Below are 24,479 nucleotides of genomic sequence, written 5' to 3' on the forward strand. Positions count from 1 at the left end.
GCCTCAGGGCACCCGCACCGCTTTGCGGACCGCGTCGATGACCACTTCGGGGGTGACGCCGGCGCTGGCCGCCTCGAAACCGAGGATCAGCCGGTGCCGCAGCACCCGGTGCGACAGCCCGGCGATGTCCTCGGGCAGCACGTGATCGCGGCCGGACAGCAGCGCCAGCGCGCGGGCGGCCTTGGCGAACGCGATGGTGGCGCGGGGGCTGGCGCCGTACTCGACCAGCCGGGCCAGCTGCCGGGGCAGGTAGCGCTCGGGTTCGCGGGTGGCGGCCACCAGGGTGCTGGCGTAGTGCATCAGCGCGCGGTCCATGTGCACGGTGCGCACGATCTGCTGCAGCCGGCGGATGTCGTCCAGTGTCACCACCGGTGGGGTGTGGCGGTCGTACAGGCCGGCGTCCATCCGGGTGAGGACCTCCACCTCCTCGTCGGGGGAGGGGTAGCGCACGATCTCCTTGAGCATGAACCGGTCGGTCTGGGCCTCCGACAGCGGATAGGTGCCCTCCTGGTCGACGGGATTCTGGGTGGCGATGACCAGGAACGGCTCCGGGATCGGATAGACCGTGCCGGCGATGGTGGTCTGGCGTTCCTCCATCGCCTCCAACATCGCGCTCTGCGTCTTGGCGCTGGAGCGGTTGATCTCGTCGAGCAACACGATGTTGGTGTGCACCGGGCCGAGCCGGGTGACGAACGCGTTCGTCGCGGCGTCGTACACCTGGGTGCCGATGATGTCGCTGGGCAGCAGGTCGGGGGTGCACTGGATGCGCTGGAAACCGCCGTGGATGGTGTCGGCGATCACCCGGGCGGCGGTGGTCTTGGCCAGCCCGGGCACGCTCTCCAGCAGGATGTGGCCGCCGGCCAGCAGGCTGATCAGCAGCGATTCGCGCAGGTCGTGCTGGCCGACCACCTTCTGGGAGAACGCCGCGGACACCGCGTCCACGATGCGCCGGGCCTCCTCGAGGTCCTCGCGGTTCAGTTGGAGTCGTGCTGCGGTCATGCATGCCTTTCGCCCGTGTCGAGCGACACGGGTACCCGTTCTCCGCCGAGCAGACCCAAACTCGCACGCGAACCCGGCCGACCAGGCGATTGTGTGCCTGTTCGCGGGTGTCTAACCCAGCGCCAGCGCGGTGCCGACCGCGATCGACCACACCAGCATGGTCAGGCCGGTGTCCCGCAGCACCGGGATCAGCGCCGCGCCGCCGCTACCCGCGCGCACCGGCCGCGCCGCCCGCACCGCCAACGGCAGCGCCACCAGCCCGGCCAGGCACCACGGGGTCGCCAGCGCCAACACCGGAGTCGCCAGCAGGGCCACCGCCACCAGCGCCTGATACAGCAGCCGGGTCCGCGCGTCGCCGAGCCGCACCGCCAGGGTGATCTTGCCGGACTCACGGTCGGTGGGGATGTCGCGCAGATTGTTGGCGACCAGCACCGCCGACGACAGAGAGCCCATCGCCACCGCGGCCACCGCGCCGACCCAGTCGATGCGCAGCGCCTGGGTGTACTGGGTGCCCAGCACGGCGACCAGTCCGAAGAACACGAACACCGCGACCTCGCCCAGCCCGCGGTAGCCGTAGGGTTTCGACCCGCCGGTGTACAGCCAGGCCCCGGCGATGCAGACCGCGCCGACCGCGATCAGCCAGGGGGCGCTGACCAGCGCCAGCGCCACACCGGCGACGGCCCCGATCGCCAGGCTCACCACCGCGGCGGTCAGCACCGCGCGCGGGGTGGCCAGCCGCGAACCGACCAGCCGCACCGGTCCGGACCGCACATCGTCGGTGCCGCGCACGCCGTCGGAGTAGTCGTTGGCGTAGTTGACGCCGATGATCAGTGCCACCGCGACGGCCAACGCCAGCAGCGCCTTCCACCACACCGCGGCGCCGAGCCAGGCGGCGGCGCCGGTGCCGGCGATGACCGGGGCGACGGCGTTGGGCAGCGTCCGGGGACGGGCGCCTTCGATCCACTGCGCGAGACTGGCCACCCGATCATCCTCGCACCGGCGATTCCGCCGGCGGTGCCGTGGCCGACAATGGGCCCATGCTCGCAGTGATCGGCGGCAGCGGCTTCTACTCGTTCTTCGGGCCCGACGCGCGCACCGTCACCCCGGACACCCCCTACGGCGCGCCGAGTGGGCCGATCACCATCGGTCGGGTCGGCCAGCACGAGGTGGCGTTCCTGCCCCGGCACGGTGTCGACCACGAGTACTCACCCCACACCGTGCCGTACCGGGCCAACATGTGGGCGTTGCGGGCGCTGGGTGTGCGCCGGGTGTTCGCCCCGTGCGCGGTGGGCAGCCTGACGCCCGACCTCGGCCCCGGGTCGGTGGTGGTGCCCGATCAACTGGTCGACCGCACCGCCGGGCGGGCCGACACCTACTTCGACTCCGGCGGCATCCACGTGAGCTTCGCCGACCCGTACTGCCCGGAGTTGCGGGCGATCGCCGCGCGGCAGCCCGGTGTGGTCGACGGCGGCACCATGGTGGTCATCCAGGGGCCGCGGTTCTCGACCCGCGCCGAAAGCCGGTGGTACGCCGATCAGGGTTTCACGCTGATCAACATGACCGGCCATCCGGAGGCCGTGCTCGCCCGGGAACTCGAGATGTGTTACGCCGCAATCGCGTTGGTCACCGACCTGGACGCCGGAGTGGAATCCGGAAGCGGGGTGCGGGCCGTTGACGTGTTCGCCGAGTTCCGGCGCAACATGGAACCGTTCAAGAAGCTCGTGCACGAGGCGCTCGATCAGGTCCCCGGCGAACGCACCTGCCGGCACTGTCTGGCGCACGACGGCGTCAAGCTGCCGTTCGAGCTGCCGTGACCAGACGCATGGTGGTTATCGTTGCCGTTGTGGCGACCGGTGTGCTCGGGCTGCTGTGGTCCCAGCAGCGTCGATTGATCTACTTCCCCTCGCCCGGACCCGTGCCGTCCGCCACCACGGTGTCGGTGGATGCGCGCGATGTCGTGCTGCGGACCGCCGACGGGCTGGAGCTGGGTGCCTGGTATTTCCCGGCCCCCGGCGGCCGGCCGTCCCCGGCGGTGCTGGTCAGCAACGGCAACGGCGGTGACCGGTCCGGGCGGGTGGCGCTGGCGGTGAGCCTGCGGCGGCTCGGCATGGCCGTGCTGCTGTTCGACTACCGCGGATACGGCGGCAACCCGGGACGACCCAGTGAGGAGGGGCTGGCCCTCGACATCCGCGCCGCCCACGACTGGCTTCGCGAACAGCCTGATGTGGACCCCGCCCGGATGGTGTACTTCGGTGAATCCCTCGGTGCCGCAGTCGCTCTCGAACTGGCGGTGGAGCGGCCGCCGGCGGCGCTGGTGCTGCGCTCGCCGTTCACGTCGCTGGCGGACGTGGCGCGGGTGCACTACCCGTGGCTGCCGGCGCGGTGGCTGCTGCTGGACCGCTACCCGTCGATCGACCGCATCGGCTCGCTGCGCGCACCGCTGCTGATCGTTGCCGGCGACCGCGACGACATCGTTCCGGAGTCGCAGAGCCGGCGGCTGTTCGACGCCGCGCCGGAGCCCAAACGCTATGTGCTGGTCCCGGACGCCGGGCACAACGACCTCACCCTGCTGGCCGGCCGGCAGATGATCGGCGCCATCGAGGAGTTCCTCGCGCCGATCCTGCACACCGCGTGACACCGATCCGCACCCCCGCCCCCGCGAACGTGTATTCCGCGCGGTCCGAGGGCCGGTTTTCCGCACGGAATGCACGTTCGCCGTTCCCGGGACGGCGGTGGACGGCGCCCGCCGATCCGCACCCCCGGTCGCGACTCGACAGGTGTCAGGTTGATACTTGCGGTATGACTTCGGCCCTGTGTGAGCAGTTCGGTATCGACTTTCCGCTCTTCGCGTTCAGCCACTGCCGCGACGTGGTGGCGGCGGTCACCAATGCCGGTGGCTTCGGTGTGCTCGGCGCCACCGCCTACACCCCCGAACAGCTGGACCGCGAGCTCAGCTGGATCGACGAACAGGTCAACGGCAAACCGTACGGGGCGGACATCATCGTGCCCGCGAAGTTCGAGGGCAAGGGCGAGAAGGATGTCACGGCCCAGAAGCTCGCCGACCGGATCCCGCAGCAGTACCGCGACTTCATCAACGAACTGCTCGCGGCCCACGACATCGAGCCCGAACCGAAGCCGAAGCTGGGCGGTACCTCGCTGTCCGGGGACACCGGCAAGGAGCTGCTCGAGGTGGCGATGAGCCACCCCATCAAGCTGATCGCCAACGCGCTGGGGGTGCCGCCGGACTACATGCTCGAGGCCGGCCGCGAACACGGTGTTCCGGTTGCCGCACTGGTCGGGGCCCGCGAGCATGCCGTCAAGCAGGTCCGGGCCGGGGTCGATCTGATCATCGCGCAGGGCACCGAGGCCGGCGGCCACACCGGCGAGGTGACGACGATGGTGCTGATCCCCGAGGTCATCGAGGCCATCGAGGCCGAAGGGGCGAACGTGCCGGTGCTGGCGGCGGGCGGCATCGTCACCGGCCGGCAGATGGCGGCGGCGGTCGCCATGGGCGCCGCGGGCGCGTGGACCGGTTCGGTGTGGCTCACCACCGAGGAGGCCGAGACCGCCCCCTACACCGTGCAGAAGCTGCTGGCGGCGAGTTCGCGGGACACCATCCGCTCGGCCGGGCGCACCGGCAAGCCGTCGCGGCAGCTCAAGTCGGCCTGGACCGAGGCGTGGCTGCCGTCCGACGGTGGGCGTCAGCCGCTGCCGCTGCCGTTGCAGTCGATGATCAGCGAACCGGTGCTGCGCCGCATCGACGCGCTCGCCGCCCAGGGGCACAAGGGCGCCCAGCAGTTGGCGACCTACTTCGTCGGTCAGGGCGTCGGCCTGATGAACAAGGTGAAACCGGCCCGCGAAGTGGTACGCGAATTCATCGAGGACTACCTGGCCGCCACCGAACGGTTGAGCAACTCCCTACCCAGCTGACCGGCGCCCGGCCGGTCCGGTATCGCGATCGTGGTGGCGTCGATTCAGCCGGTGGTGTCGTCACCCGAATCGTCACCGGAATCGCCGAATGTGTCCTCGGGCGCGTCATCGGTGGGTGGATCGATGCTCTCGGGATCGTCGCCGGCACCGTGGTTCGGGTTGGTGCAGATGGTGCCTTCACACGGGACGTAGGTGTTGCTGCCGTCCGGACTCAGGATGGCGTTGGGGCCGACGTAACTGCCCGCCGGGCACCCCGGATCCTCGTTTCGGGCGCAGTACTCCCGGGTCAGATTGTTGCCGGTGGAGCCGTCCGCCCCGACCGGCCCGCCGTGCACCGGCTGGCCTTCGTCATCCCAGTGGCCTCGCGGTGCTTCGGCTCCGGACCCCGATCCGCTGCCGTCGCGGTGCTGCTCCTGGTGGTGGTCGCCGGTCGGTGCGGAGCTGGTGGTCGTCGGGCTTTCGGTGCCGGTGTCCGAACTGCACGCCAACACCAGCAGCGGTGCCACACCGCAGCCGATGACCCCCGCCACGATCCGGTGGACCACGCGGTGGATTCGCATGCTCACCTCCCTGGGTCCAGAGTGCCTAGGGGTCCAGAGTGTAGGTGCGCAGCGCACCGCGCAGGCAGGTTTTCCGAAGTTCGGCGAAAAGCGCTGTCCCGCAGCATGATCGCAGCCCTGCGGCAGCGGTCGGGTGGCACGATGTCAGCTGGCGAACCGCTGGGCCAACGCGCGCCGATCGACCTTGCCGATGCCGCGGCGCGGCAACCTGGTCAGGATGTGGATCTCGCGGGGCGCGGCGGTCCGGTCCAGGATCCGGGCGACGTGGGTGCGCAGGTCGTCCACCGACGGCGCCTCGGCGCCGGGTTTGAGCACCAGCGCGGCCACCACCCGCTGCCCCAGCCGGTCGTCGGGCACCCCGAACACCACGCTCTCGGCCACCGCCGGGTGGGTGTTCACCGCCGCCTCCACCACCTGCGGCAACACGGTCAGCCCACCGGTGCTGATCGCGTCGTCGACCCGGCCCAGCACCCGCAGCGCGCCCGATTCATCGATGAGCCCGTAGTCATCGGTGCGGAACCAGCCCGGCTCGGCGAACGGGTCGGGCCACACCGGATTGCGGTAGCCCTTCGCCAGCACCGGCCCGCCCAGCAGGATGCGCGAGTCGTCGAGCCGCACCCGCACCCCGTCGAGCGGGAAGCCGTCGTACACGCAGCCGCCGGCGGTCTCGCTCATCCCGTAGGTGCGCACCACGTTGATCCCGGCGGCGACGGCCGGTTCGGCCACCGCCGCGGGTATCGGCCCGCCACCGATCAACACCGCGTCCAACCGGGCCAGCGCCGCGGTGGCCTCGTCGTGGTGCAGCACCTTCGCCAGTTGTGCGGCCACCATCGCGGTGTAGCGCCGGGTGCCGGGGTCCATCTGGTCGATGGCCGCCACCAGATCGGCCGGCGCGAAGTTCGGGGCGATCGCGACCGGTGTGGTGCCGGCGATCAGGCTGCGCACCAGCACCTGCAGTCCGGCGATGTGTTCGGCGGGCAGCGCCAGCAACCACTGACCGGGCCCGCCGAGACGGTTGTGGGTGGCCTCGGCGCTGGCCCGCAACGCCACGGCGGTCAGCATGGCGCCCTTGGGGGTGCCGGTGGTTCCCGAGGTCGCCACCACCACCGCGACGTCGTCGTCGATGGGTTCACCGGCCCGCAGGGCGGTGGTCAGCAGTGCGCGGTCGCGGGCGTCGTCGGCGGGGACCGGCAGCAGCGCCGGAGAACGGTCTTCCAGCGCATCGGCCAGGGCGGGCAGTATCGCCAGCGCCTCAGCGCCGGCGGCGACGGATATCGGACGCAGCACGCTCATCGGACACGTCAATCCTCAGTCATGCGCGTATCACGGCGCAGCGGATGGTCGGCGGGAATCTGGACGAAGATCAGGGTCACGCCGTCGGGGTCGGTCACGTGCATCTCGTGCAGACCCCAGCGTTCCTGCCGGGCCTCCCGGGTGATCTGCACCCCCCGCTCGGTCAGTTCGGCCTGCGCCGCGTAGACGTCGCGGACCTGTAACCACAGTGCCCCCGAGAACCGGCCACCCGGCTCGCCGCCGCCGTGGCCGGCGATTTCGAGCAGCGTCTGGCCGGCGAAAAACACTGTGCCCCCCGGATATTCCCGGGCGATCGCCAACCCGATGAGGTCACGGTAGAACGCCAGCGTGCGCTGGTAGTCTGCCGGCCGGAGCAACACCCGGCTGGCCAGAATCTCCATGATGTCGTGTTTATCATCTCCGGCGCCGGGTTGTCCCGGCTCGGACCGGCGAGTCCCGGCCGCGCCGGCCCGCGGGCGCCGGTTCAGCCGATCAGACGAAGACCGGCTGGATGCGCTGTCGTTTCATCACCGCGTTGACCACGCCGGGCGCGACGACGTTGAGCGCGCGGGCGGTGACGGCCATCCGGGGCGCGATCTGGATCGGCCGGTACCGGGCCGCACTGATCATCCAGTCGGCGGCTTCCTCGGCGCTGAGCGCGGGCAGGTTGTCGTACTCCCGGGTCGGCGCGATCATCGGGGTCTTGACCAGCGGATAGAACAGCGTGGTCGAGTGCACACCGAATTGGGACCACTCGGTCTCCACCACCCGGCTGACCGCTGTCAGCGCCGCCTTGGAGGCGTTGTACACCGAGAACAGCGGCGACGCCTCGCTGAGCACACCCCAGGTGGACACGTTGATGATGTGGCCGTCGCCGCGCTCCCGCATCCCCGGCGCCAGCCCGCGGATCAGCCGCAGCGGCGCGTAGTAGTTCAGGTTCATGGTGCGTTCGACGTCGTGCCATCGCTCCAGCGACTCGGCGAGCGGGCGGCGGATCGATTTCCCGGCGTTGTTGATCAGGATGTCGACTCCGCCGAGGTCCTGTTCGATCTTGAGCACGAGTTCGTCGATCGCGTCGAGGTCGGTCAGGTCGCAGGCCAGCGCCCGCCCGGTGCCCCCGGCGGCGGTGAGCTCGTCGAGCACCTCGTCGAGCAACTGCTGCCGGCGCGCGACCAGCACCACGTGCGCGCCGCGCCGCGCGAACTTCCCGGCGGCGGCCGCCCCGATTCCCGACGACGCCCCGGTGATCAACACCCGTTTGCCGCGCAGCCCGACCGGCTCGCGGTCGGGGCGGTACTGCAGCAGCTGATCGACCAACGGCGGCCGCATCGTCGACAGCAGCAAACCGTTCGACAACCGGCGAAGCGGATTCCTCGTCATCTCAGCGAGTCTAGGCGTCCCGGCTGCGATCTCCCGACCCGCTAGAAGTAGCGGGGGAACGCGCTCCAGTCCGGGTCGCGTTTCTCCAAGAACGCGTCGCGGCCCTCGACGGCCTCGTCGGTCATGTAGGCCAGCCGGGTGGCCTCCCCGGCGAAGACCTGCTGGCCCACCAGCCCGTCGTCGATCAGGTTGAACGCGAACTTCAGCATCCGGATGGCGGTCGGCGACTTGCCGTTGATCTCGGCGGCCCACTGCAGCCCGGCGCGTTCCAGGTCGGCGTGGTCGACGACCTCGTTGACCGCGCCCATCTGATGCATGGTCTCGGCGTCGTAGGCGCGGCCCAGGAAGAAGATCTCCCGGGCGAACTTCTGCCCGGTCTGGCGGGCCAGATAGGCGCTGCCGAACCCGCCGTCGAAGCTGCCCACATCGGCGTCGGTCTGCTTGAACCGGGCGTGCTGCCGGCTGGCGAGGGTCAGGTCGCAGGTGACGTGCAGACTGTGTCCGCCCCCCGCGGCCCAGCCGTTGACCAGGCAGATCACCACCTTGGGCATGAACCGGATCAGCCGCTGCACCTCGAGGATGTGCAACCGGCCGGCCCGGGCGGCGTCGACGGTGTCGGCGGTCTCGCCGGAGGCGTACTGGTAGCCGGTGCGGCCGCGGATGCGCTGATCACCGCCGGAGCAGAACGCCCAGCCGCCGTCCTTGGGGGACGGCCCGTTGCCGGTGAGCAGCACCACCCCGACGTCCGGCGACATCCGCGCGTGGTCGAGCGCGCGGTACAGCTCGTCGACGGTGTGCGGACGGAACGCGTTGCGCACCTCCGGCCGGTTGAACGCCACCCGCACGGTCGGCTGCGGTTCTCCGTCCACGACGTGGCGGTGGTAGGTGATGTCGGTGAGATCGTCGAAGCCGTCCACGACCCGCCACAACTCGGGGTCAAATGGGTTGTCGCTCATCCGGTCAGACATGACCGCAACGCTACCGTCCCGCCGCGGCCGGGCTCAGACCCGTAGGCCGTGGTCGCGCAGCGCGGTGCGCAGACCGTCCGGGCGCTGACCGGAGGGCAGCGGGTCGACGAGCACGAGACGCATCAGCTCCACCTGCACATGCCGGTCGACCTCACGCTGCTCGGCGATCGTCATGCCCCCGAACCAGCTCGCGTCCTCCTCGAGGCGGAAGAGCGTGCCGGAGAAGTCGAACAGCACGGCCCTGACTTCTGGGGGGGACTTCTGGGGGGGACTGCTGGGGGCCTGACCGTGTGCACGGATCCATGCTGCACCGCCGACGGACAGCAAACTCTCGGAGAGTACCGTGTAAGCGGCGTGAAATCTGGCTATTCCTGCCACGATGAACTATCGCAAACGTCTGGTTTGCGACGGGGGAGATGTGCGGTGACGACGGAACCGGGGGCGGTGGTCTCGGATCTGGGCCAGGCGGCCCGGCGCTCCGCTGTCCGGACGCCGGTCACGGCGGGTTCCGGTGGGGGATATCCGCGGCTCGATCTGACCGCCTGTCCGGGGCTGGTCGTGGTGGCCGCCCGGCCGGACGACGAGCTGCTCGGGCTGGGCGGCGCGATCGCCGCGCTGGTCGACCTGGGGGTCGAGGTGCGGGTGGTCTCGGTGTGTGACCGTGACGCCACCCTGACGTTGACCGGCTTGCCCGCGCTCGACCGGCAGATCCCCGATCAGCGGTTCGATCAGCGGGTGGCAGCCGAGATCCTCGGCGTCAAGGAGCTCCACCATCTCGGCCTGCCGGCCGACGATCTGGACCGGCACGCGGCCGGGCTCGCCGACGACCTCACCGAACTGCTCGTTGGGCCGGGCCTCTGGTGCGCGGCGCCGTGGGCCGGCGACGGCGACCCGGACAGCACGGTGGTGGCGCGCGCCGCCGAACTGGCCGCGCACCGGGCCGCCGCCCGGCCGCTGCAGTACCCGGTGTGGTCGCGGCATCTGCCGTCGGCGGCGCGGCCCACCCTGCCCTGGGAGCGGGTGCACACCATCGATGTGCCCGAGTCCGCGCACGACCGCAAATTCACCGCGGTGCGGTGGTACATCGGCTCCTTCCGACCGGATGCCCGCCCGGTGCTGGCGTCGGTGCTGCTCCCTCAGCTCGCCATCGGCGAGATCGTCTTCGCCTGAGCCCGGCTCCGCGCCGGCCGACCGGGCCGCACCCTTTCGGACAGCGAATTGACGTGTGTGTCAGTGCATTACGGTGCGGTTGAACGCGACCGCAGCGTGTGTCAGCATCGCGGCGCGGGTGCCCGCACCGGCCCATCGCGATGTCGTCGCCCGATTCCGCGTCTCGCCACAAGTTAATGTGCATACTCATCACACGAGGTAGCCTGCCGAAGGTCACGTGTGGGCACCTAGTGTGATCGACTGCACTCGATCCGCACAAAACCAAGCGAAGATGCGGCAACAATCGTGGGGCGGCGCTAGCCGGATTGATGCCGCGGGCGACGGACGAAGGCTCGAAGTGAATGGCGGTTCATGACGCGTAGTGACGGCGTTGAGGTCATCGGCGAATGGGCCGGTGGCTACATCCGGCGCCACCCGCTGGCGGCGCTCGGAACGGTCGGAGAGCAGTTCGTCCTCGGCGTGCGCACCCTGCAGTATCTGTTCGTCGACCTGTTCACCGGCCGGTTCCAGTGGTGGGAGTTCGTCCGGCAGGCCGCGTTCATGGCGGGCACGGCGGTGTTGCCGACGGTGTTGGTCGCGCTGCCCATCGGCGTCACCCTGTCGATCCAGTTCGCCCTGCTGGCCGGACAGGTCGGCGCCACCTCACTGGCCGGCGCGGCCAGCGGTCTGGCGGTGATCCGGCAGGCCGCCTCGCTGACCGCGGCGATCCTCATGGCCGCCGCCGTCGGTTCCGCGATCACCGCCGACCTCGGCTCCCGCACGATGCGCGAGGAGACCGATGCGATGGAGGTGATGGGCGTCTCGGTGATCCGCCGGCTGGTGGTGCCGCGGTTCGCGGCCGCGATCATGATCGGCGTGGCCCTCACCGGCGTGGTGTGCTTCGTCGGATTCCTGGCCAGCTACCTGTTCAACGTGTACTTCCAGAACGGCGCCCCGGGTAGCTTCGTCGCCACGTTCGCGTCGTTCACCACCACGGGCGACATGCTGGTCGCCCTCATCAAGGCGGTGGTGTTCGGCGCCATCGTCGCGGTGGTGTCGTGTCAGAAGGGGCTGTCGACCAAGGGCGGGCCGACCGGGGTGGCGAACTCGGTGAACGCCGCGGTGGTCGAGTCGATCCTGGTGCTGATGATCGTCAACGTCGGCATCAGCCAGCTCTACATCATGTTGTTCCCGCGGGTGGGTCTGTAGATGGCGGCGACGTACGTCCCTCCGGTGCTGACGCCGTTCGTGCGGCTCTACCGCAAGGCGACGCCGCCGATCGCCCGGCTCGGGCACATGCTGGTGTTCTTCGTCCGCGCGATCGTGGGGATTCCGGTGGCGCTGCGTCACTATCGCAGCGAGTTCGTCCGTCTGCTGTCCGACATCGCTTGGGGCAACGGCTCTCTGGTGGTCGGCGGTGGGACGGCGGGGGTGGCGATCGTGCTGGGCGTCACCGTGGGCGCGCTGGTCGGCATCGAGGGCTACAACTTCCTCGACCTGCTCGGGCTCGGTCCGGCCACCGGGATCATCTCCTCGCTGGTGAACACCCGCGAACTGGCGCCGATCGCGCTGTCGCTGGCGTTCGCCACCCAGGCCGGCTGCCGCTTCACCGCCCAGCTCGGGTCGATGCGGATCGCCGAGGAGATCGACGCGCTGGAGTCGCTGGCCATCCGGCCGGTCCCGTATCTGGTGACCACCCGGCTGATGGCCTCGGTGATCGCCGTCATCCCGCTCTACGTCATGTGTCTGGCGGTGAGCTATCTGACCACGCAGGTGGTGGTCCAGATCATCAGCGGCGGTGCGACCGGGCCGTACCTGCACTACTTCAACCTGATGCTGTCGGGTCAGGACATCCTGTACTCGCTGCTCAAAGCCATTGTTTTCGTGTGGATCGCCACTACGATCCAGTGCTACTACGGCTTCTACGCCAGCGGCGGCCCCGAGGGTGTGGGAGTCGCGGCAGGTCATGCCATGCGCGCCAGTATCACCGTGGTGATCATCGTCAACATGCTGCTCACCATGGCGTTGTGGAACATCGACGCAGGGGCGAGGTTCGGGGGCTAGATGGCGAATTCCTTCGATCTGGACGGACGGGGGCCCACCGATCGACAGCTGCTGGCCGGCGGTGTGGTGGTCATCGTTGTGCTGTCGGTGATTTCGACATATCTGTTGGTCAAGGCCACGGGCCGGCTGGATCCGTTCGTGCGGGTGGTCGCCGACCTCGTCAACGTCGGCGACGGTCTGCCGCAGCGATCCGACGTCAAGTACCACGGGGTGTTGGTCGGTCACGTCGACAGCGTCACCCCCGCCGCGCACGGCCACCCCAACTACGTCCACATCAACCTCGACCGGCACCATGCCCGTTCGATTCCGGCCACGGTGACGGCTCGGGTGGTGCCCAGCAACGTCTTCGCGGTGTCGTCGGTGCAGCTCGTCGACCGCGACGGCGGCCCGGGCACGCCGATCCAGGCGGGAGCGCACATCCCTGAGGACACCGAATTGCCGACGGTGTTGTTCCAGACCACGATCAGCAAGCTGCGCGACATCCTGGCCGCCACCGGGCGCGGCCGTGAGGACCGCACGGTCGGCATCCTGGCCGCGGTGAACGCGGCCACCGAGAACCGCCGCACCGAACTGCTCTCCGCCGGTGCTCAATTGGACCTTCTCATCGATGAGATCGACTCGATCGTCGCCACCGACCCGGGTCCCACCACGGTCTCCGCGCTGATCGGGGCGACCCGCGGACTGCAGCAGACCGCGCCGGAACTGCTCGACGCGCTGCATCAGGCGGTCCAGCCGATGCAGACGCTGGTACAGCAGCGTGCCCAACTCGACGCCCTGATCGGCGGTGCTCTGCACACCAGCGCGACCACGCACACCGCGCTGACCAACCACACCGACCGGATGGTGACGATCACCACGGAGATGACCCCGGTGATCGGCAACCTCGCCGACACCTCGCACCACTGGCTGCCCGCGTTCATCAAGATGAACGGGTTGTCCGACAAGTTCTTCGAAGAGGTATGGCGGCCCGAGCGCGACATCGGCAACATGCGGATGAACCTCTCGCTCACCCCCTCCTACACCTACACCCGCGCCGACTGCCCGCGCTACGGGGAGCTGAAGGGGCCGAGCTGCTACACCGCACCGCTGGTGGTGACGCGGCCCTCGCTGCCCGATGTGCTGTTGCCGCAGAACTATCAGCCTCCGAAGGATCTGGCGCCACCGCCGGGCACCATCGTGGGTGAGAACGGGAACCTCGTCGCCGTGGGACCGCCGTTGGTGAACCCCAACCCGAACCTGGCGGATCCGAACCCACCGCTGCCGCCGGGGATGTTCCCGGCGCCGCCGGTGCCGGGGACGTCCAACCCCGACCTGGTGCCGATACCCCCGCCGCCGGTGAACCTGTCACCGCTGGCGCCGGTCGCGCCGAATCCGAACAAGCCGCGGCCCCCGGTGCCCGCTCCGCCACCGGCGCCGGGCGGCGGAGAGGAGCCCCGATGAGATCTCGAGGCGCACTGATCGGGCTGTCGCTGTTCATGGCGGTCGCCGTGGTGTTGACCTGGCTGGTCTATGTCACGCTGCGACGCGACGTGGCCGGGTCGACGGTGCCCTACTCGGCGGTGTTCACCGATGTGTTCGGCCTGCGCGAGGGCGACGACGTGCGGATGGCAGGAGTGCGGGTCGGCCGCGTGGAACGCATCGAGCTGGACGGCAAGTACGCCAAGGTGTCGTTCGTGGTGCAGTCCGACCAACAGGTCCTGGGCAACACCGTGGCCTCGGTGACCTACCAGAACATCGTCGGGCAGCGCTATCTCGGCCTGTCGCTGGGCAACCTGGGGGATCCGCACCCGCTTCCGCCGGGCGCCACGATTCCGGTGGAACAGACCGACCCCTCGTTCGACGTCGGCGCGTTGCTCAACGGCTACGAACCGCTGTTCAGCGTGCTCGACCCCAAACATGCCGACAACCTCACCAAGGGCGTGATCGAATCGCTGCAGGGCGACGAAGCCTCGATCACCGCGCTGGTCGATCAGACCGCGCAACTGACCGAGGCGTTCGCCGGCAGGGATGAGGAACTCGGAGCGGTGATCACCGACCTCAACACGGTGGTGGCCAACCTCGCCCGGCACAACGACGACCTCGACCACGTCATCGGGGAGGCCCGGTCGGTGGTGTCGACCTTCGACGACCGGCGCGACCAGCTGATCGACTCGATGGGATCGGCGGCGAAGGTGATCCGTCAGCTGTCGGCGATCTCCGACGAGGTGTACCAGCCGCTGAACGAAATGGTGCAGCGCGAGCCGGGATTCGCCAAACACATGCTGGGCATCGAACCCCAGCTGGCGTTCGTCGGCGCCAATCTGCCACTGATGCTGAAGGGGTTCGCGCGCGTCACCGGCGAGGGCACCTACGCCAACGCCTATGCGTGCAACCTGGACGGCACCGCGTTCTTCCCGGGCCTGAACGACATCACCCCGATCATCGTGGCCGCGGCCACCCCCGGAAACAAAGCCCGTTACACCCCGAAGTGCAGGAACCTGGCCAATGGTTGATCGAGCACGACTGAGGCGGATAACCCGGCGTCCGTTGGAGACCTACAGCAGGACCACGCTCGGCGTCATCGCCGTGGCGGTGGTCGCGGTACTGGTCGGAGCGCTGCTGGTGGTCAAGGCGGCCGGCATCGGCTACAAGGAGTACACCGCCCGCTTCCTGCAGGCCGCCGCGCTGCAGCCGGGCAACCCGATCACCGTCGCCGGCATCCCGGTGGGCGAGGTGCTGAGCATGAAGCTCAACGGAGACCACGTCGAGGCGCGGCTGAAGGTCCGCGGCGACATCCGGCTGGGCGAGCACTCCCGCGCCGTCATCAAGATCACCACCATCCTCGGATCTCGCTACCTCGCGCTGTACCCCGACGGCCCGGGAACGTTGCCCGACAACACCTTCGACCTCAAACACACCGAGGTTCCGTACGACCTGCAGGAGGCGTTGGCCGACGTCGCGACCACCTATGAGCAGGTCGACTCCGATCAGTTCGCCGAGTCGCTGGCGATTCTCGGCCGGCAACTCGAAACGCTTCCCCCGGTGGTGCCACAGGCGCTGGAGAACACCCACACCCTGTCATCGATCATCGCGCAGCGCCGCGACCAACTCGGTGAGCTGCTGAAAACCACCGAGATGGTCAGCACCACCCTGCGCCGTCAGCAGGCCAACATCGGAAACCTGGTGCACCAGGGCAATTCGCTGCTCGGCGAGTTCGTCGCGCGCCGGGCCACCTTCCACGCGATGATGGACGCCCTCACCGTTCTGGTGCAGCGGTTGAGCGACATCGTGATCGACGACCGCCCCGAATTGGAAGAGCTGCTGAGCAATCTGCGCGAACTGTCCGGTCTGCTCGCCGACAACGACGGCATGCTGCGCAGCATCCTGCAGACCACGCCGATCGCGGTCCGCAACCTGGCCAACATCACCGGCACCGGCAACGCGATCGACTTCAACGCCCCCGGTGGTCTGCTGGTCGACTCCTGGATGTGCGCCATCAGCGGCCGGGCCAAGCAGTTCGGCATGATCGAGTACTTCCAGGACTGCAAATGATGCGTGACGTCAGAACCAGGGTCATCGCGCTGATCGCCGCCGGGCTGGTGGCGGTCGCGGCGGTCGCCGTCGTGGCGGTGAAGGTCGCCCGGGATCAGCTCGACACGATCACGGTGACCGCCCAGTTCGACAGCGCCGCCGGGCTGTACGTCGGCAATGTGGTCGCCGTGCTCGGCATGCCGGTCGGCAAGGTCACCGAGATCACCCCGAAGACCAACTACGTCGAGGTGACGTTCACCGTCGACAAGGACGTCAAGGTGCCCGCGGACGTCCAGGCGGTCACCCTCTCCAACTCGATCCTGACCGACCGTCAGATCGAGTTGACCCCGCCGTACCGGGGCGGCCCGACGTTGCAGGACCACGACACGATCGGACTGAACCGCACCCGCACCCCGGTCGAATTCGCCCGCGTGCTCGACGTCCTTGACAAGCTCGCGTTGTCGCTGCGCGGCGACGGGAAGGGCGGCGGACCCATCGCCGACGTGGTGGACGCCGGCGCGGCGATCGTCGACGGCCAGGGCCGGCAGATGAAGGATGCGCTCGGTGAGTTGTCGAACGCGTTGCGGCTGTCCGCCGACCGCGGTGAGCTCACCAGGGACCAGCTCACCACCATCGTGCGCAACGTGAGCTCGTTGGCCGAGGCGGCCGCCCGCAACGACGAGTTGCTGCGCGAATTCGGCTCATCGGTGCGCGCCATGAGCCAGATCCTGGCCGACGAGAAGCTCGGCAGCGGCACCACCGGCCGCAAGATCAACGAGGTGCTCACCCACGCCGGCGAGGTGCTGCAGACCCATCGGGAGACGATCAGGGACCTGATCGCCAACGGCGATGTGGTGTTGAACGCGGCCGTCGACCACGAACGCGATCTCAAGGAGTTGCTCGACGTCACCCCGATGACGCTGGACAACCTCTACAACGTGGCCGATCAGCGCAACGGCGCCCTGCGGATCAAGGTGGTCACCGACAAGGTGCTGTTCGACAACCAGCTCGTCAAGGAAGTCTGCAACATGATGGGTCTGCGGCAATTAGGTTGCAGCACCGGGACTTTACAGGACTTCGGGCCGGACTTCGGTCTGACGTACATGTTGGAGGGCCTGGCGGCGATGGGGCAAAGATGATGAGTGTGCTGCGACTGCGCCGGCTGGTTCCCGCCCTGGTGACGGTCGGGTGTCTGGTGTCCGGGTGCGCCACCAATGGTCTGGCCGACCTGCCGCTGCCCGCGCCCGGGGTGGGTTCGGGCGGTTACCGGCTCACCGCGGAGTTCACCAACGCGCTGAATCTGCCCGCGAACGCGAAGGTCAAACTGGCCGGCGCCGACGTCGGTGAGGTCGAGTCCATGGTGGCACGCGACTATCTCGCGGTCACCACGCTGCGGATCATGGACGGGGTCCGGCTGCCCCGGGGCAGCACCGCCGAACTGCGGTCGGCGACCCCGCTCGGCGATGTGTTCGTGGCGATCAAACCGCCGATCGACGTGCCGCCGGACACCCCGATGCTGCGCGACGGCGACACCATCGGCAAGGATTCGACCAAGGCCGCCGCCACGGTGGAATCGGTGCTGGCGTCGGCGGCGATCCTGGTCAACGGCGGTGCGGTACGCAACTTCACCAACATCATCAACGGGTTGGGGAAGGCCACCGGTGACGAGGGCCAGGCGTTCGGCAACCTGGTCCGCAAGACCAACGCCACGCTCGCGAAGCTCAACGCGCGGTCGGCGGAGATCTCCACCGCGATGACCGAGACCTCCCGGCTGGCCAGCGAGATCGCCGCGAAGAATCAGGTGCTCAGCGAGGTGATGGCCGAGGCGCGGCCGGCCACCGACACGCTCGCCGGGCATGCGACCGAGATCGCCGATCTGGTCGAACGGTTCGGCGGCATCTCCGATCAGGCACACAGATTCCCGTCGATCGCCGGCACCGACACCAGCGGCCGCAGCGTCATCGCCGACGCCAACACCATCGCCAACGCCTGGAACGATGTCGCGCTCGCCCCGGGCGCGACCCTGTACGCGCTCAACCGGCTGATGCCGCCGTTCATCAAGACCATGAGCGGCGGCTCGGTCGCCCTGGACGCCAGCGTGGACCGGTTGGTGTGGGGCCACCACCCCGATATCGGCTTCGCCGGCGACCCCGGACTGCACGGGCCGAAGTGGAGCGACTGGCACCAACTGGTCGGCACCCTGCAGTACACGCTGTTCCGGTTGCAGGAACGGGTCGTCGGCAAGGGCCCCGATGTGCCGCAGCTACCGGTGATTCCCAGCCCCACCGAGCCCGGCGAGATCATCCCGGCGCCGGGGCCCGCCGCCGGAGCCGCACCGGAGGAGGCGCCCCGATGATCGGTGCGGTCGCCGACCGGATCGTCGCGCTGGTGCGGTTCGGACATCGCCGCCGGGCGACGCTGTCGACGATCGGGCTGATCCTGACGCTCGTGGTCGCGACCGCCTACCTGCTGTTCGGGGCGTTGCAGGTGAACCCGTTCGCCTCGAGTTACCAGGTCACCGTCGCGCTGCCCGAGTCGGGCGGGCTGTTGCCGAATCAGGCCGTCACGCTGCGCGGGGTGCCGGTCGGGCGGGTGGAACGGCTCGACATCACCCCGGAGGGGGTGAACGCCGTCGTCGACATCGATTCGGCGGTGAAGATCCCGGATTCGTCGGCGGTGCGGGTGTCGGGGTTGTCACCGGCCGGTGAGCAGTACATCGACTTCATCCCCGAGGAGGACACCGGCCGGTATCTGGCCGACGGTGCCCACATCGGGCAGGGCACCGCGACCGTTCCGGTGCCGCTCGCCGAGTTGTTGGCCGACGCGGACGGGGCGTTGGCGCAGGCCGACGTCGAGAAGCTCGAAATCATCCGCCGTGAGCTCAGCCTCAGCCCGGCCGGGCCGCAGAAACTCAAGGACATCGTCGACGGCGGCACCTTCCTGCTGTCCACCCTGGATTCGGTGCTGCCCGAGACCAGCTCGCTGCTGCGGACCAGCCGCGTGGTGTTCACCCTGATCGACGACAAGAACGCCGGAATCGACGTCGCCGCAGACAATCTCGCCGACACGTTCGACGGGGTCAACCGGATGAGAGAAGGCTACCGGCGGCTGACCGACCAGACACCAGAGGTGCTGGCGCACGTCGACAACCTGTTCGCCGACAACTCCGACACCATGGTCCAGCTGCTCGGCAACCTCACCACCACCTCGCGGCTGCTCTACCTGCGGGTGCCGGCACTGAACGCGTTGTTCCCGTCGCACCGCACCTCGGTGCTCGACGCGCTCGGCGCCGCCATGCACGACGGCGGCCTGTGGGGCACCGCCGAGATCTATCCGCGCATGACATGCGATTACGGCACGCCCAAGCTGCCACCGTCGCATGCCGACTACCCTGAGCCGTTCATGTACACCTACTGCCGCAACGACCATCCCGGGATCCTGGTCCGCGGCGCCAAGAACGCCCCGAGACCGGCGGATGACGACACGGCCGGTCCGCCGCCCGGAGCGGATCTCGGCCGGCAGACCGACCCGACACCGAAGGGCCGCTACACGATCCCGACGCCCTACGGCGGTCCCACCCTGCCGATCGAACCGCCCCGCTGACCCGAGGAGCCGAATCCGTGTCCACCGACGAAGACCCCGACACCGGCCGGAAACCCGACGAGAAACCCGTCCCCGACCCGCCGGGGCCGGGCCGGGGACGCGTCGTGGCGTGGGCCGGCGCCGCGCTGGCGGCCGTGGTGCTGCTCGGCGCGATCGGGTTCCTCGGCTGGAGTATGTGGCACCAACGCCAGATCCAGCAGGCCGGGGAACAGGCGCGGCAGGCCGCCGCCGCGTACGCGCAGGTGCTGACCAGCATCGACTCCGACAGCGTCGATGAGAACTTCGACGCCGTCCTCGACGGGGCGACCGGCGAGTTCAAGGACATGTACTCCCAGTCCAGTTCGCAGTTGCGGCAACTGCTCATCGACAACAGGGCCAAGGCGAGCGGTGTGGTGGTGGAGTCGGCGGTGCAGTCGGCATCCAGGGACAAGGCCGTGGTGCTGTTGTTCGTCGACCAGTCGGTGACGAACACGGCGGTGCCGGATCCGCGGATCGACCGCAGCCGGATCAAGATGACCATGGAACACGTCGACGGTCGTTGGCGCGCAAGCAAAGTCGAGTTGCCGTGACGATGTCGGGAGGATCGTGATGCGTCTGAGAAGGCTGGCGGCGCTCTGCACTGTGGTGGCCGTCCCCGTCGCTGCGGCGCTGCTCACCGCACCGTCGGCCCACGCGTCGGCGCCGTCGTTCTGCGGCGAGATCGGTGGGCAGTGGGACGGCCGATACTGCCGCACCACCGTCGAATCGGTGCGCAAGGCCACCCGCGACATCAAGATCGCGATCCCGGGTGATCTGGTCGACCACCCCACCACCGGGCCGGTGATCCGCGATTACCTGAGCACGCTGATGAACAACTGGCGCAATGCCGCCACCGACATGGTCGCCGACAGTTTCGGTGAGGGCAATCATCAGGTGTTCCGGCGCGGCGATGTGCTCAGCGTGGTGTTCCGCGAGACCTACCACGCCGACGGACCGGACTTCAACAACGCCTACCGCACCTTCACCTTCGACATGGCCAACGGCCGCCGGCTGCAGCTCGCCGATCTGGTGAAGCCGGGGGTCGACCCGCTGACCGAGATCCCGCCGTTGGCCCGGCCCTACATCGAGCAGGCGCTCGACGTCGCGCCGCCGCCGCATCAGCCGCGCACCTACCCGTTCATCTTCGAACGGTGGACCCCGGACAAGGTCTACTCCGGCGCGTACAAGGCGTGGGCGCTCAACGGCGACGAACTCGTCATCTACATGCCGGACTATCCGGTGGCCCGTGACCGGCCCACCGACTTCACCCCCGGCGTCATGCAGTGGTCGATGGACGGCGGCACCGTGCAGGCGCACATCCCGTTGTCCGCGCTGGCCCCCATCCTGCGACCCGAGTACGGCGGCAGCCGATGATGATTCGCCTGCCGGCCGGTGTGGCGGGATGGCTGGTCCCGGCTCTCGCCGCGGCACTGCTGGTGCTCGCCCCGGCCGCCCGCGCCGACGACGAGGTCGCTCCGACGCTGCCGGTTTTCACCCCGTACGAGTCCGGTTGGCAGCCCGATTACACCGTGTTCCCGTACAACCTGTGGCAGATCCGCGTCACCCCGGAGCAGGTCGTCGCGATGCGGGACTCCTGCCAGTGGTTCAACGCCCAGTACGACCAGTTGCGGACCCAGATCTACGGATTCCAGTACTTCCTCGCCGATCACGGCGACGACTGGTCCGCACCCGGCGTGGCCCGGGCCGGCGACACCGTGGCCGCCAACCTCGATCAGACCGCGGCGTTCCTGCAACCGCGCGTCCACACCCTGTTCATCGTCAACTACCCGGACCAGAGCGAGTATTCGCCGGTGTTCCACGGGGATTCGATGTACCGGCTGTGGTACCAGTACACCCAGATCAGCGACAAGATCAGCAAGCGGCTGCCGTCCGGTCAGATCAACGCCAACATCGCCACCGCCAACGTCTACGGCAGCGTGATCCGCGACTCCGGGGTGTGCGCCGGCGCTTAGGAGGCCGGCGCTCGGGAGTCTGTGACGGCGACCCGGACGGCACCGGCGAGCAGTCCCTGTCAGCCGATGGCGCGCTCGCTGTCCTTCCAGAACCGGGCCCGCACCGCCTTCTTGTCCGGCTTGCCGAGCGCGGTGGTCGGCACCGAGTCGACGACGATCACCTGCTTGGGCGCCTGCACCGAGCCCTTGCGCTCCTTGACCGAGGCCCGGATCTCGTCCTTGATCCGCTCGACGTTGGCCTCGTCGCGGTCCACCTCCGGCCGCAGCACGATCACCGCGGTGACGGCCTCACCCCACTTCTCGTCGGGGGTGCCGATCACGCACACCTGCGCGACCGCCGGATGTTCGGCGACGATGTCCTCCACCTCGCGCGGGAACACGTTGAACCCGCCGGTGATGATCATGTCCTTGACCCGGTCGACGATGTACCAGTAACCGTCCTCGTCCTCGCGGGCCATGTCGCCGGTGCGCAGCCAGCCGTCCTTGAAGGTCTTCGCGGTCTCCTCGGGGAGCTTCCAGTAGCCGCCGGCCAGCAGCGGGCCGCTGACACAGATCTCACCGACCTCGCCCTGCGGCACCGGATTGCCGTCCGGGTCGAGCAGCGCGGTGCGGGCGAACAAGGTGGGCCGGCCGCAGGAGGTCAGCCGCTTCTCGTCGTGGGCGCCCTTGGGCAGGTAGGTGATCACCATCGGCGCCTCGGACTGCCCGTAGTACTGGGCGAAGATCGGGCCGAACCGGTCGATCGCCTCCTTGAGCCGCACCGGGTTGATCGCTGACGCGCCGTAGTACACCGTCTCCAGCGACGACAGGTCGCGGGTGCGCGAATCCGGATGGTCCAGCAGCGCATAGAGCATCGACGGCACCAGCATCGTCGCGGTGATGCGGCGTTCCTCGATCACCCGCAGCACCTCCGCCGGATCGAACTTCGGCAGCACGATCATCTCGCCGCCCTTGACGATCGTCGGGACGAAGAACGCCGCGCCGGCGTGCGACAGCGGGGTGCACATCAGAAACCGCGGATTCTCCGGCCACTCCCACTCGGCGAGCTGGATCGTCGTCATCGTGGTGATCGACTGCACGGTGCCGATCACCCCCTTGGGTTTCCCGGTGGTGCCCCCGGTGTAGGTGAGCCCGCCGATGTGGTCCGGCGGCAGGTCGGCCGCCACCAGCGGCCTGGGCTCGTACTTGGCGGCCTCGGCGGTCAGATCCACCGCGACCCCGTCCAGCGCCGGCGGCACCGGCCCGATGGTCAGGATCCGCTGCAGTGACGGCACCTTCTCCAACAGCGCGTGCGCCCGCTCGACGAAGGCCGGGTTCGGGTCGATGATCAGCGAGGTCACCTCGGCGTCGCTGAGCACGTAGGCGTGGTCGTCGAGCGACCCCAGTGGGTGCAGCGCGGTCCGCCGGTAGCCCTGGGTCTGCCCGGCGCCGATGATCATCAGTACCTCGGGTCGGTTCAGCGACAACAGCCCGACCGCCGCGCCGGTGCCCGCCCCGAGCGCCTCGAAGGCCTGGATGTACTGGCTGATCCGGTCGGCGAGCTGACCGCCGGTCAGCGTGGTGTCGCCGAGGAACAACACCGGTTTGTCCTTGTTGCGCTTCAGCGCGCCTACCGTGAGGTGGCCGGAGTGCAGGGGATGGCGCAGCAACTGGTCACTCATACGCTCAGACTAGAACGTGTTACAGATTTGTGGCCAGGCCAGGTCCGGTCGGTTTGACTGGACCGGTGGACGACACCCGCCGCCGGCTGGCCGCCGCGATCCGGGACCTGACCCGCGATCGGGGCCCGACGGGCAGCATCTGCCCGTCCGAGGCGGCCCGGGCGGTCGGCGGTGACACCTGGCGTGAGCTGATGGGACAGGCCCGGGAGGTGGCCCGCGAGCTGGCCCGGGCCGGCGACATCGAGGTGACCCAGCGCGGCAGGATCCTCGACCCGGACGACGCCTGGCGCGGACCGATCCGGCTGCGCATCCGCCGGCCCGAGCCCGGCCGGACCGCGGCGGCACGCGGAACGTGCCGGTGATCCGCGGCCATCGCGGGCGCCGTGGGTGACACTGGCCCGGTGATGCCAACACTCGACGAGCTGCTGGAGCGCCTGCGCGTGGTGGCCCTCCCGATGCGGGTGCCGTTCCGGGGAGTGACCGTCCGGGAGGTCGCGCTGATCGAGGGACCGGTCGCGTGGGGCGAGTTCGGCGCGTTCCCGGAGTACGGCCCGGCGGAGGCGGCCGCCTGGCTGGCCGCCGGTATCGAGGCAGCGTTCAAGAGTCCGCCGTTGATCCGCCGGCACCGGATCCCGATCAACGCCACCGTTCCGGCGGTGCCGGCGCAACGGGTGCCCGAGGTGCTGTCCCGGTTCCCGGGGGCGCGCACCGCCAAGGTGAAGGTCGCCGAACCGGGGCAGACCCTCACCGACGATGTGGCGCGGGTCAACGCGGTCCGCGAACTCGTGCCGACGGTGCGGGTGGACGTCAACGGCGCCTGGACCGTCGACGAGGCGGTGAAGGCCGCCGCGGCGCTGACCGCCGACGGTCCGCTGGAATACCTCGAGCAGCCCTGCGCCACCATCGCCGAACTGGCCGAACTGCGCCGCCGCATCGACGTGCCGATCGCCGCCGACGAGAGCATCCGCAAGGCCGACGATCCGCTGCGGGTGGTGCGCGCCGGCGCCGCCGACATCGCGGTGCTCAAGGTGGCCCCGCTGGGCGGCGCGTACCGGCTGTTGGAGATCGCCACCGCGATCGACATACCGATCGTGGTGTCCAGCGCGCTGGACACGGCGGTGGGAATCGGCCGGGGTCTGTTGGCCGCGGCGGCGTTGCCGCAGCTGAACCACGCCTGCGGATTGGGCACCGGGCGGCTGTTCGTCGAGGACGTGGCCGAACCGCTCGAACTCGTCGACGGGCATCTGCCCGCCGCGCCGGTGCGACCGGACCCGCAACGGGTGCTGGAACTCGCCGCACCGCCGGACCGCCGGCGGTGGTGGATGGACCGCACCCGGGAATGCTTCGCACTGCTCGAAACGTAGCGATTTC

Annotated in this window: 24 protein-coding genes and 2 pseudogenes; 17 read left to right on the forward strand and 9 right to left on the reverse strand. The window is 69.3% G+C overall.

The window, feature by feature from the left end:
* Positions 1–3 precede the first annotated feature (3 nt).
* Complete coding sequence (locus CKW28_RS03120) at positions 4–999, reverse strand: AAA family ATPase (RefSeq protein ID WP_003926514.1); 996 nt, start codon at positions 997–999, stop codon at positions 4–6.
* A 111-nt stretch (positions 1,000–1,110) separates the two neighbouring features.
* Entirely contained in the window at positions 1,111–1,980 is an 870-nt protein-coding gene (locus CKW28_RS03125; RefSeq protein WP_003926513.1) for a 1,4-dihydroxy-2-naphthoate polyprenyltransferase, read from the reverse strand.
* 56 nt (positions 1,981–2,036) lie between these two features.
* On the opposite strand from CKW28_RS03125, the gene CKW28_RS03130 reads away from it, so the two are divergent.
* The 3 genes from CKW28_RS03130 to CKW28_RS03140 all read left to right on the forward strand — a co-directional run bounded on the left by CKW28_RS03130 (position 2,037) and on the right by CKW28_RS03140 (position 4,929).
* Positions 2,037–2,813: an S-methyl-5'-thioadenosine phosphorylase gene (locus CKW28_RS03130; protein ID WP_040547223.1), complete on the forward strand. Its 777-nt coding sequence runs from the start codon at positions 2,037–2,039 to the stop codon at positions 2,811–2,813.
* Positions 2,814–2,821: 8 nt separating this feature from the next.
* Positions 2,822–3,634: an alpha/beta hydrolase gene (locus CKW28_RS03135; protein WP_085975137.1), complete on the forward strand. Its 813-nt coding sequence runs from the start codon at positions 2,822–2,824 to the stop codon at positions 3,632–3,634.
* A gap of 164 nt (positions 3,635–3,798) precedes the next feature.
* Positions 3,799–4,929 (forward strand): NAD(P)H-dependent flavin oxidoreductase, encoded by a 1,131-nt coding sequence (locus CKW28_RS03140; protein WP_003926510.1) that lies wholly within the window; start codon positions 3,799–3,801, stop codon positions 4,927–4,929.
* Positions 4,930–4,973: 44 nt separating this feature from the next.
* On the opposite strand, the pseudogene CKW28_RS24475 reads toward CKW28_RS03140, so the two are convergent.
* From CKW28_RS24475 to CKW28_RS23785, 6 genes and pseudogenes are all read right to left on the reverse strand, one after another.
* Positions 4,974–5,291, reverse strand: a pseudogene (locus CKW28_RS24475) (hypothetical protein); the annotation flags it as partial.
* A gap of 342 nt (positions 5,292–5,633) precedes the next feature.
* Positions 5,634–6,782, reverse strand: coding sequence for an o-succinylbenzoate--CoA ligase (menE, locus tag CKW28_RS03150; protein ID WP_003926508.1), 1,149 nt, complete (start codon positions 6,780–6,782; stop codon positions 5,634–5,636).
* A gap of 8 nt (positions 6,783–6,790) precedes the next feature.
* A complete protein-coding gene (locus tag CKW28_RS03155) occupies positions 6,791–7,183 on the reverse strand; it encodes a VOC family protein (RefSeq protein ID WP_003926507.1) in 393 nt (130 codons plus the stop codon).
* Positions 7,184–7,274: 91 nt separating this feature from the next.
* Positions 7,275–8,162: an SDR family oxidoreductase gene (locus tag CKW28_RS03160; RefSeq protein ID WP_040547220.1), complete on the reverse strand. Its 888-nt coding sequence runs from the start codon at positions 8,160–8,162 to the stop codon at positions 7,275–7,277.
* A 41-nt stretch (positions 8,163–8,203) separates the two neighbouring features.
* Positions 8,204–9,118 carry a 1,4-dihydroxy-2-naphthoyl-CoA synthase gene (locus CKW28_RS03165; RefSeq protein ID WP_003926505.1) on the reverse strand — a complete coding sequence of 305 codons (915 nt, stop codon included), beginning with the start codon at positions 9,116–9,118 and terminating at the stop codon, positions 8,204–8,206.
* 129 nt (positions 9,119–9,247) lie between these two features.
* Positions 9,248–9,430, reverse strand: a pseudogene (locus tag CKW28_RS23785) (hypothetical protein); the annotation flags it as partial.
* Positions 9,431–9,553: 123 nt separating this feature from the next.
* Here CKW28_RS23785 and CKW28_RS03170 point away from each other — a divergent pair.
* The 12 genes from CKW28_RS03170 (at position 9,554) to CKW28_RS03225 (ending at position 21,447) form a co-directional block, all read left to right on the forward strand.
* A complete protein-coding gene (locus CKW28_RS03170) occupies positions 9,554–10,300 on the forward strand; it encodes a PIG-L deacetylase family protein (protein ID WP_003926503.1) in 747 nt (248 codons plus the stop codon).
* A 351-nt stretch (positions 10,301–10,651) separates the two neighbouring features.
* Positions 10,652–11,488 carry an MlaE family ABC transporter permease gene (locus tag CKW28_RS03175; protein WP_003926502.1) on the forward strand — a complete coding sequence of 279 codons (837 nt, stop codon included), beginning with the start codon at positions 10,652–10,654 and terminating at the stop codon, positions 11,486–11,488.
* Positions 11,489–12,343 (forward strand): MlaE family ABC transporter permease, encoded by an 855-nt coding sequence (locus CKW28_RS03180; RefSeq protein WP_003926501.1) that lies wholly within the window; start codon positions 11,489–11,491, stop codon positions 12,341–12,343.
* Positions 12,344–13,783: an MlaD family protein gene (locus CKW28_RS03185; protein WP_003926500.1), complete on the forward strand. Its 1,440-nt coding sequence runs from the start codon at positions 12,344–12,346 to the stop codon at positions 13,781–13,783.
* Positions 13,780–14,835 carry an MCE family protein gene (locus CKW28_RS03190; protein ID WP_003926499.1) on the forward strand — a complete coding sequence of 352 codons (1,056 nt, stop codon included), beginning with the start codon at positions 13,780–13,782 and terminating at the stop codon, positions 14,833–14,835. Before CKW28_RS03185 ends, CKW28_RS03190 begins: the two co-directional genes overlap by 4 nt.
* Positions 14,828–15,874: an MCE family protein gene (locus CKW28_RS03195; protein WP_040547219.1), complete on the forward strand. Its 1,047-nt coding sequence runs from the start codon at positions 14,828–14,830 to the stop codon at positions 15,872–15,874. Before CKW28_RS03190 ends, CKW28_RS03195 begins: the two co-directional genes overlap by 8 nt.
* On the forward strand, positions 15,874–16,992 hold the full coding sequence (locus CKW28_RS03200) for an MCE family protein (protein ID WP_040547216.1): 1,119 nt from the start codon (positions 15,874–15,876) through the stop codon (positions 16,990–16,992). Before CKW28_RS03195 ends, CKW28_RS03200 begins: the two co-directional genes overlap by 1 nt.
* Positions 16,992–18,209 carry an MlaD family protein gene (locus tag CKW28_RS03205; protein ID WP_003926496.1) on the forward strand — a complete coding sequence of 406 codons (1,218 nt, stop codon included), beginning with the start codon at positions 16,992–16,994 and terminating at the stop codon, positions 18,207–18,209. Before CKW28_RS03200 ends, CKW28_RS03205 begins: the two co-directional genes overlap by 1 nt.
* Positions 18,206–19,456: an MlaD family protein gene (locus CKW28_RS03210; RefSeq protein ID WP_003926495.1), complete on the forward strand. Its 1,251-nt coding sequence runs from the start codon at positions 18,206–18,208 to the stop codon at positions 19,454–19,456. The genes CKW28_RS03205 and CKW28_RS03210 overlap by 4 nt, the downstream gene beginning before the upstream one ends.
* Positions 19,457–19,473: 17 nt before the next feature.
* Complete coding sequence (locus tag CKW28_RS03215) at positions 19,474–20,025, forward strand: Rv1363c family protein (protein ID WP_003926494.1); 552 nt, start codon at positions 19,474–19,476, stop codon at positions 20,023–20,025.
* 19 nt (positions 20,026–20,044) lie between these two features.
* Positions 20,045–20,848, forward strand: a complete 804-nt coding sequence (locus CKW28_RS03220) for a mannan-binding family protein (protein WP_040547214.1) — start codon at positions 20,045–20,047, stop codon at positions 20,846–20,848.
* Positions 20,848–21,447 (forward strand): hypothetical protein, encoded by a 600-nt coding sequence (locus CKW28_RS03225; RefSeq protein WP_003926492.1) that lies wholly within the window; start codon positions 20,848–20,850, stop codon positions 21,445–21,447. Before CKW28_RS03220 ends, CKW28_RS03225 begins: the two co-directional genes overlap by 1 nt.
* A gap of 59 nt (positions 21,448–21,506) precedes the next feature.
* Here CKW28_RS03225 and fadD8 read toward each other — a convergent pair whose 3' ends face one another.
* Positions 21,507–23,108: a fatty-acid--CoA ligase FadD8 gene (gene fadD8 / locus CKW28_RS03230; RefSeq protein ID WP_003926491.1), complete on the reverse strand. Its 1,602-nt coding sequence runs from the start codon at positions 23,106–23,108 to the stop codon at positions 21,507–21,509.
* 65 nt (positions 23,109–23,173) lie between these two features.
* Between fadD8 and CKW28_RS03235 the strand changes: the two genes are divergently transcribed.
* Both CKW28_RS03235 and CKW28_RS03240 read left to right on the forward strand, forming a co-directional pair.
* Positions 23,174–23,470 (forward strand): DUF3253 domain-containing protein, encoded by a 297-nt coding sequence (locus CKW28_RS03235; RefSeq protein ID WP_003926490.1) that lies wholly within the window; start codon positions 23,174–23,176, stop codon positions 23,468–23,470.
* 42 nt (positions 23,471–23,512) lie between these two features.
* Complete coding sequence (locus CKW28_RS03240) at positions 23,513–24,472, forward strand: o-succinylbenzoate synthase (protein ID WP_197700610.1); 960 nt, start codon at positions 23,513–23,515, stop codon at positions 24,470–24,472.
* Positions 24,473–24,479: the final 7 nt, after the last annotated feature.

The organism is Mycolicibacterium thermoresistibile (assembly GCF_900187065.1).
Taxonomy (GTDB): domain Bacteria; phylum Actinomycetota; class Actinomycetes; order Mycobacteriales; family Mycobacteriaceae; genus Mycobacterium; species Mycobacterium thermoresistibile.

Coding starts and splice junctions, on each gene's coding strand:
- CKW28_RS03120 (WP_003926514.1), bottom strand. CDS start 999: ATGACCGCAGCACGACTCCAACTGAACCGCGAGGACCTCGAGGAGGCC.
- CKW28_RS03130 (WP_040547223.1), top strand. CDS start 2,037: ATGCTCGCAGTGATCGGCGGCAGCGGCTTCTACTCGTTCTTCGGGCCC.
- CKW28_RS03135 (WP_085975137.1), top strand. CDS start 2,822: ATGGTGGTTATCGTTGCCGTTGTGGCGACCGGTGTGCTCGGGCTGCTG.
- CKW28_RS03140 (WP_003926510.1), top strand. CDS start 3,799: ATGACTTCGGCCCTGTGTGAGCAGTTCGGTATCGACTTTCCGCTCTTC.
- menE (WP_003926508.1), bottom strand. CDS start 6,782: ATGAGCGTGCTGCGTCCGATATCCGTCGCCGCCGGCGCTGAGGCGCTG.
- CKW28_RS03155 (WP_003926507.1), bottom strand. CDS start 7,183: ATGGAGATTCTGGCCAGCCGGGTGTTGCTCCGGCCGGCAGACTACCAG.
- CKW28_RS03160 (WP_040547220.1), bottom strand. CDS start 8,162: ATGACGAGGAATCCGCTTCGCCGGTTGTCGAACGGTTTGCTGCTGTCG.
- CKW28_RS03165 (WP_003926505.1), bottom strand. CDS start 9,118: ATGAGCGACAACCCATTTGACCCCGAGTTGTGGCGGGTCGTGGACGGC.
- CKW28_RS03175 (WP_003926502.1), top strand. CDS start 10,652: ATGACGCGTAGTGACGGCGTTGAGGTCATCGGCGAATGGGCCGGTGGC.
- CKW28_RS03180 (WP_003926501.1), top strand. CDS start 11,489: ATGGCGGCGACGTACGTCCCTCCGGTGCTGACGCCGTTCGTGCGGCTC.
- CKW28_RS03185 (WP_003926500.1), top strand. CDS start 12,344: ATGGCGAATTCCTTCGATCTGGACGGACGGGGGCCCACCGATCGACAG.
- CKW28_RS03190 (WP_003926499.1), top strand. CDS start 13,780: ATGAGATCTCGAGGCGCACTGATCGGGCTGTCGCTGTTCATGGCGGTC.
- CKW28_RS03195 (WP_040547219.1), top strand. CDS start 14,828: ATGGTTGATCGAGCACGACTGAGGCGGATAACCCGGCGTCCGTTGGAG.
- CKW28_RS03200 (WP_040547216.1), top strand. CDS start 15,874: ATGCGTGACGTCAGAACCAGGGTCATCGCGCTGATCGCCGCCGGGCTG.
- CKW28_RS03205 (WP_003926496.1), top strand. CDS start 16,992: ATGAGTGTGCTGCGACTGCGCCGGCTGGTTCCCGCCCTGGTGACGGTC.
- CKW28_RS03210 (WP_003926495.1), top strand. CDS start 18,206: ATGATCGGTGCGGTCGCCGACCGGATCGTCGCGCTGGTGCGGTTCGGA.
- CKW28_RS03220 (WP_040547214.1), top strand. CDS start 20,045: ATGCGTCTGAGAAGGCTGGCGGCGCTCTGCACTGTGGTGGCCGTCCCC.
- CKW28_RS03225 (WP_003926492.1), top strand. CDS start 20,848: ATGATTCGCCTGCCGGCCGGTGTGGCGGGATGGCTGGTCCCGGCTCTC.
- fadD8 (WP_003926491.1), bottom strand. CDS start 23,108: ATGAGTGACCAGTTGCTGCGCCATCCCCTGCACTCCGGCCACCTCACG.
- CKW28_RS03240 (WP_197700610.1), top strand. CDS start 23,513: ATGCCAACACTCGACGAGCTGCTGGAGCGCCTGCGCGTGGTGGCCCTC.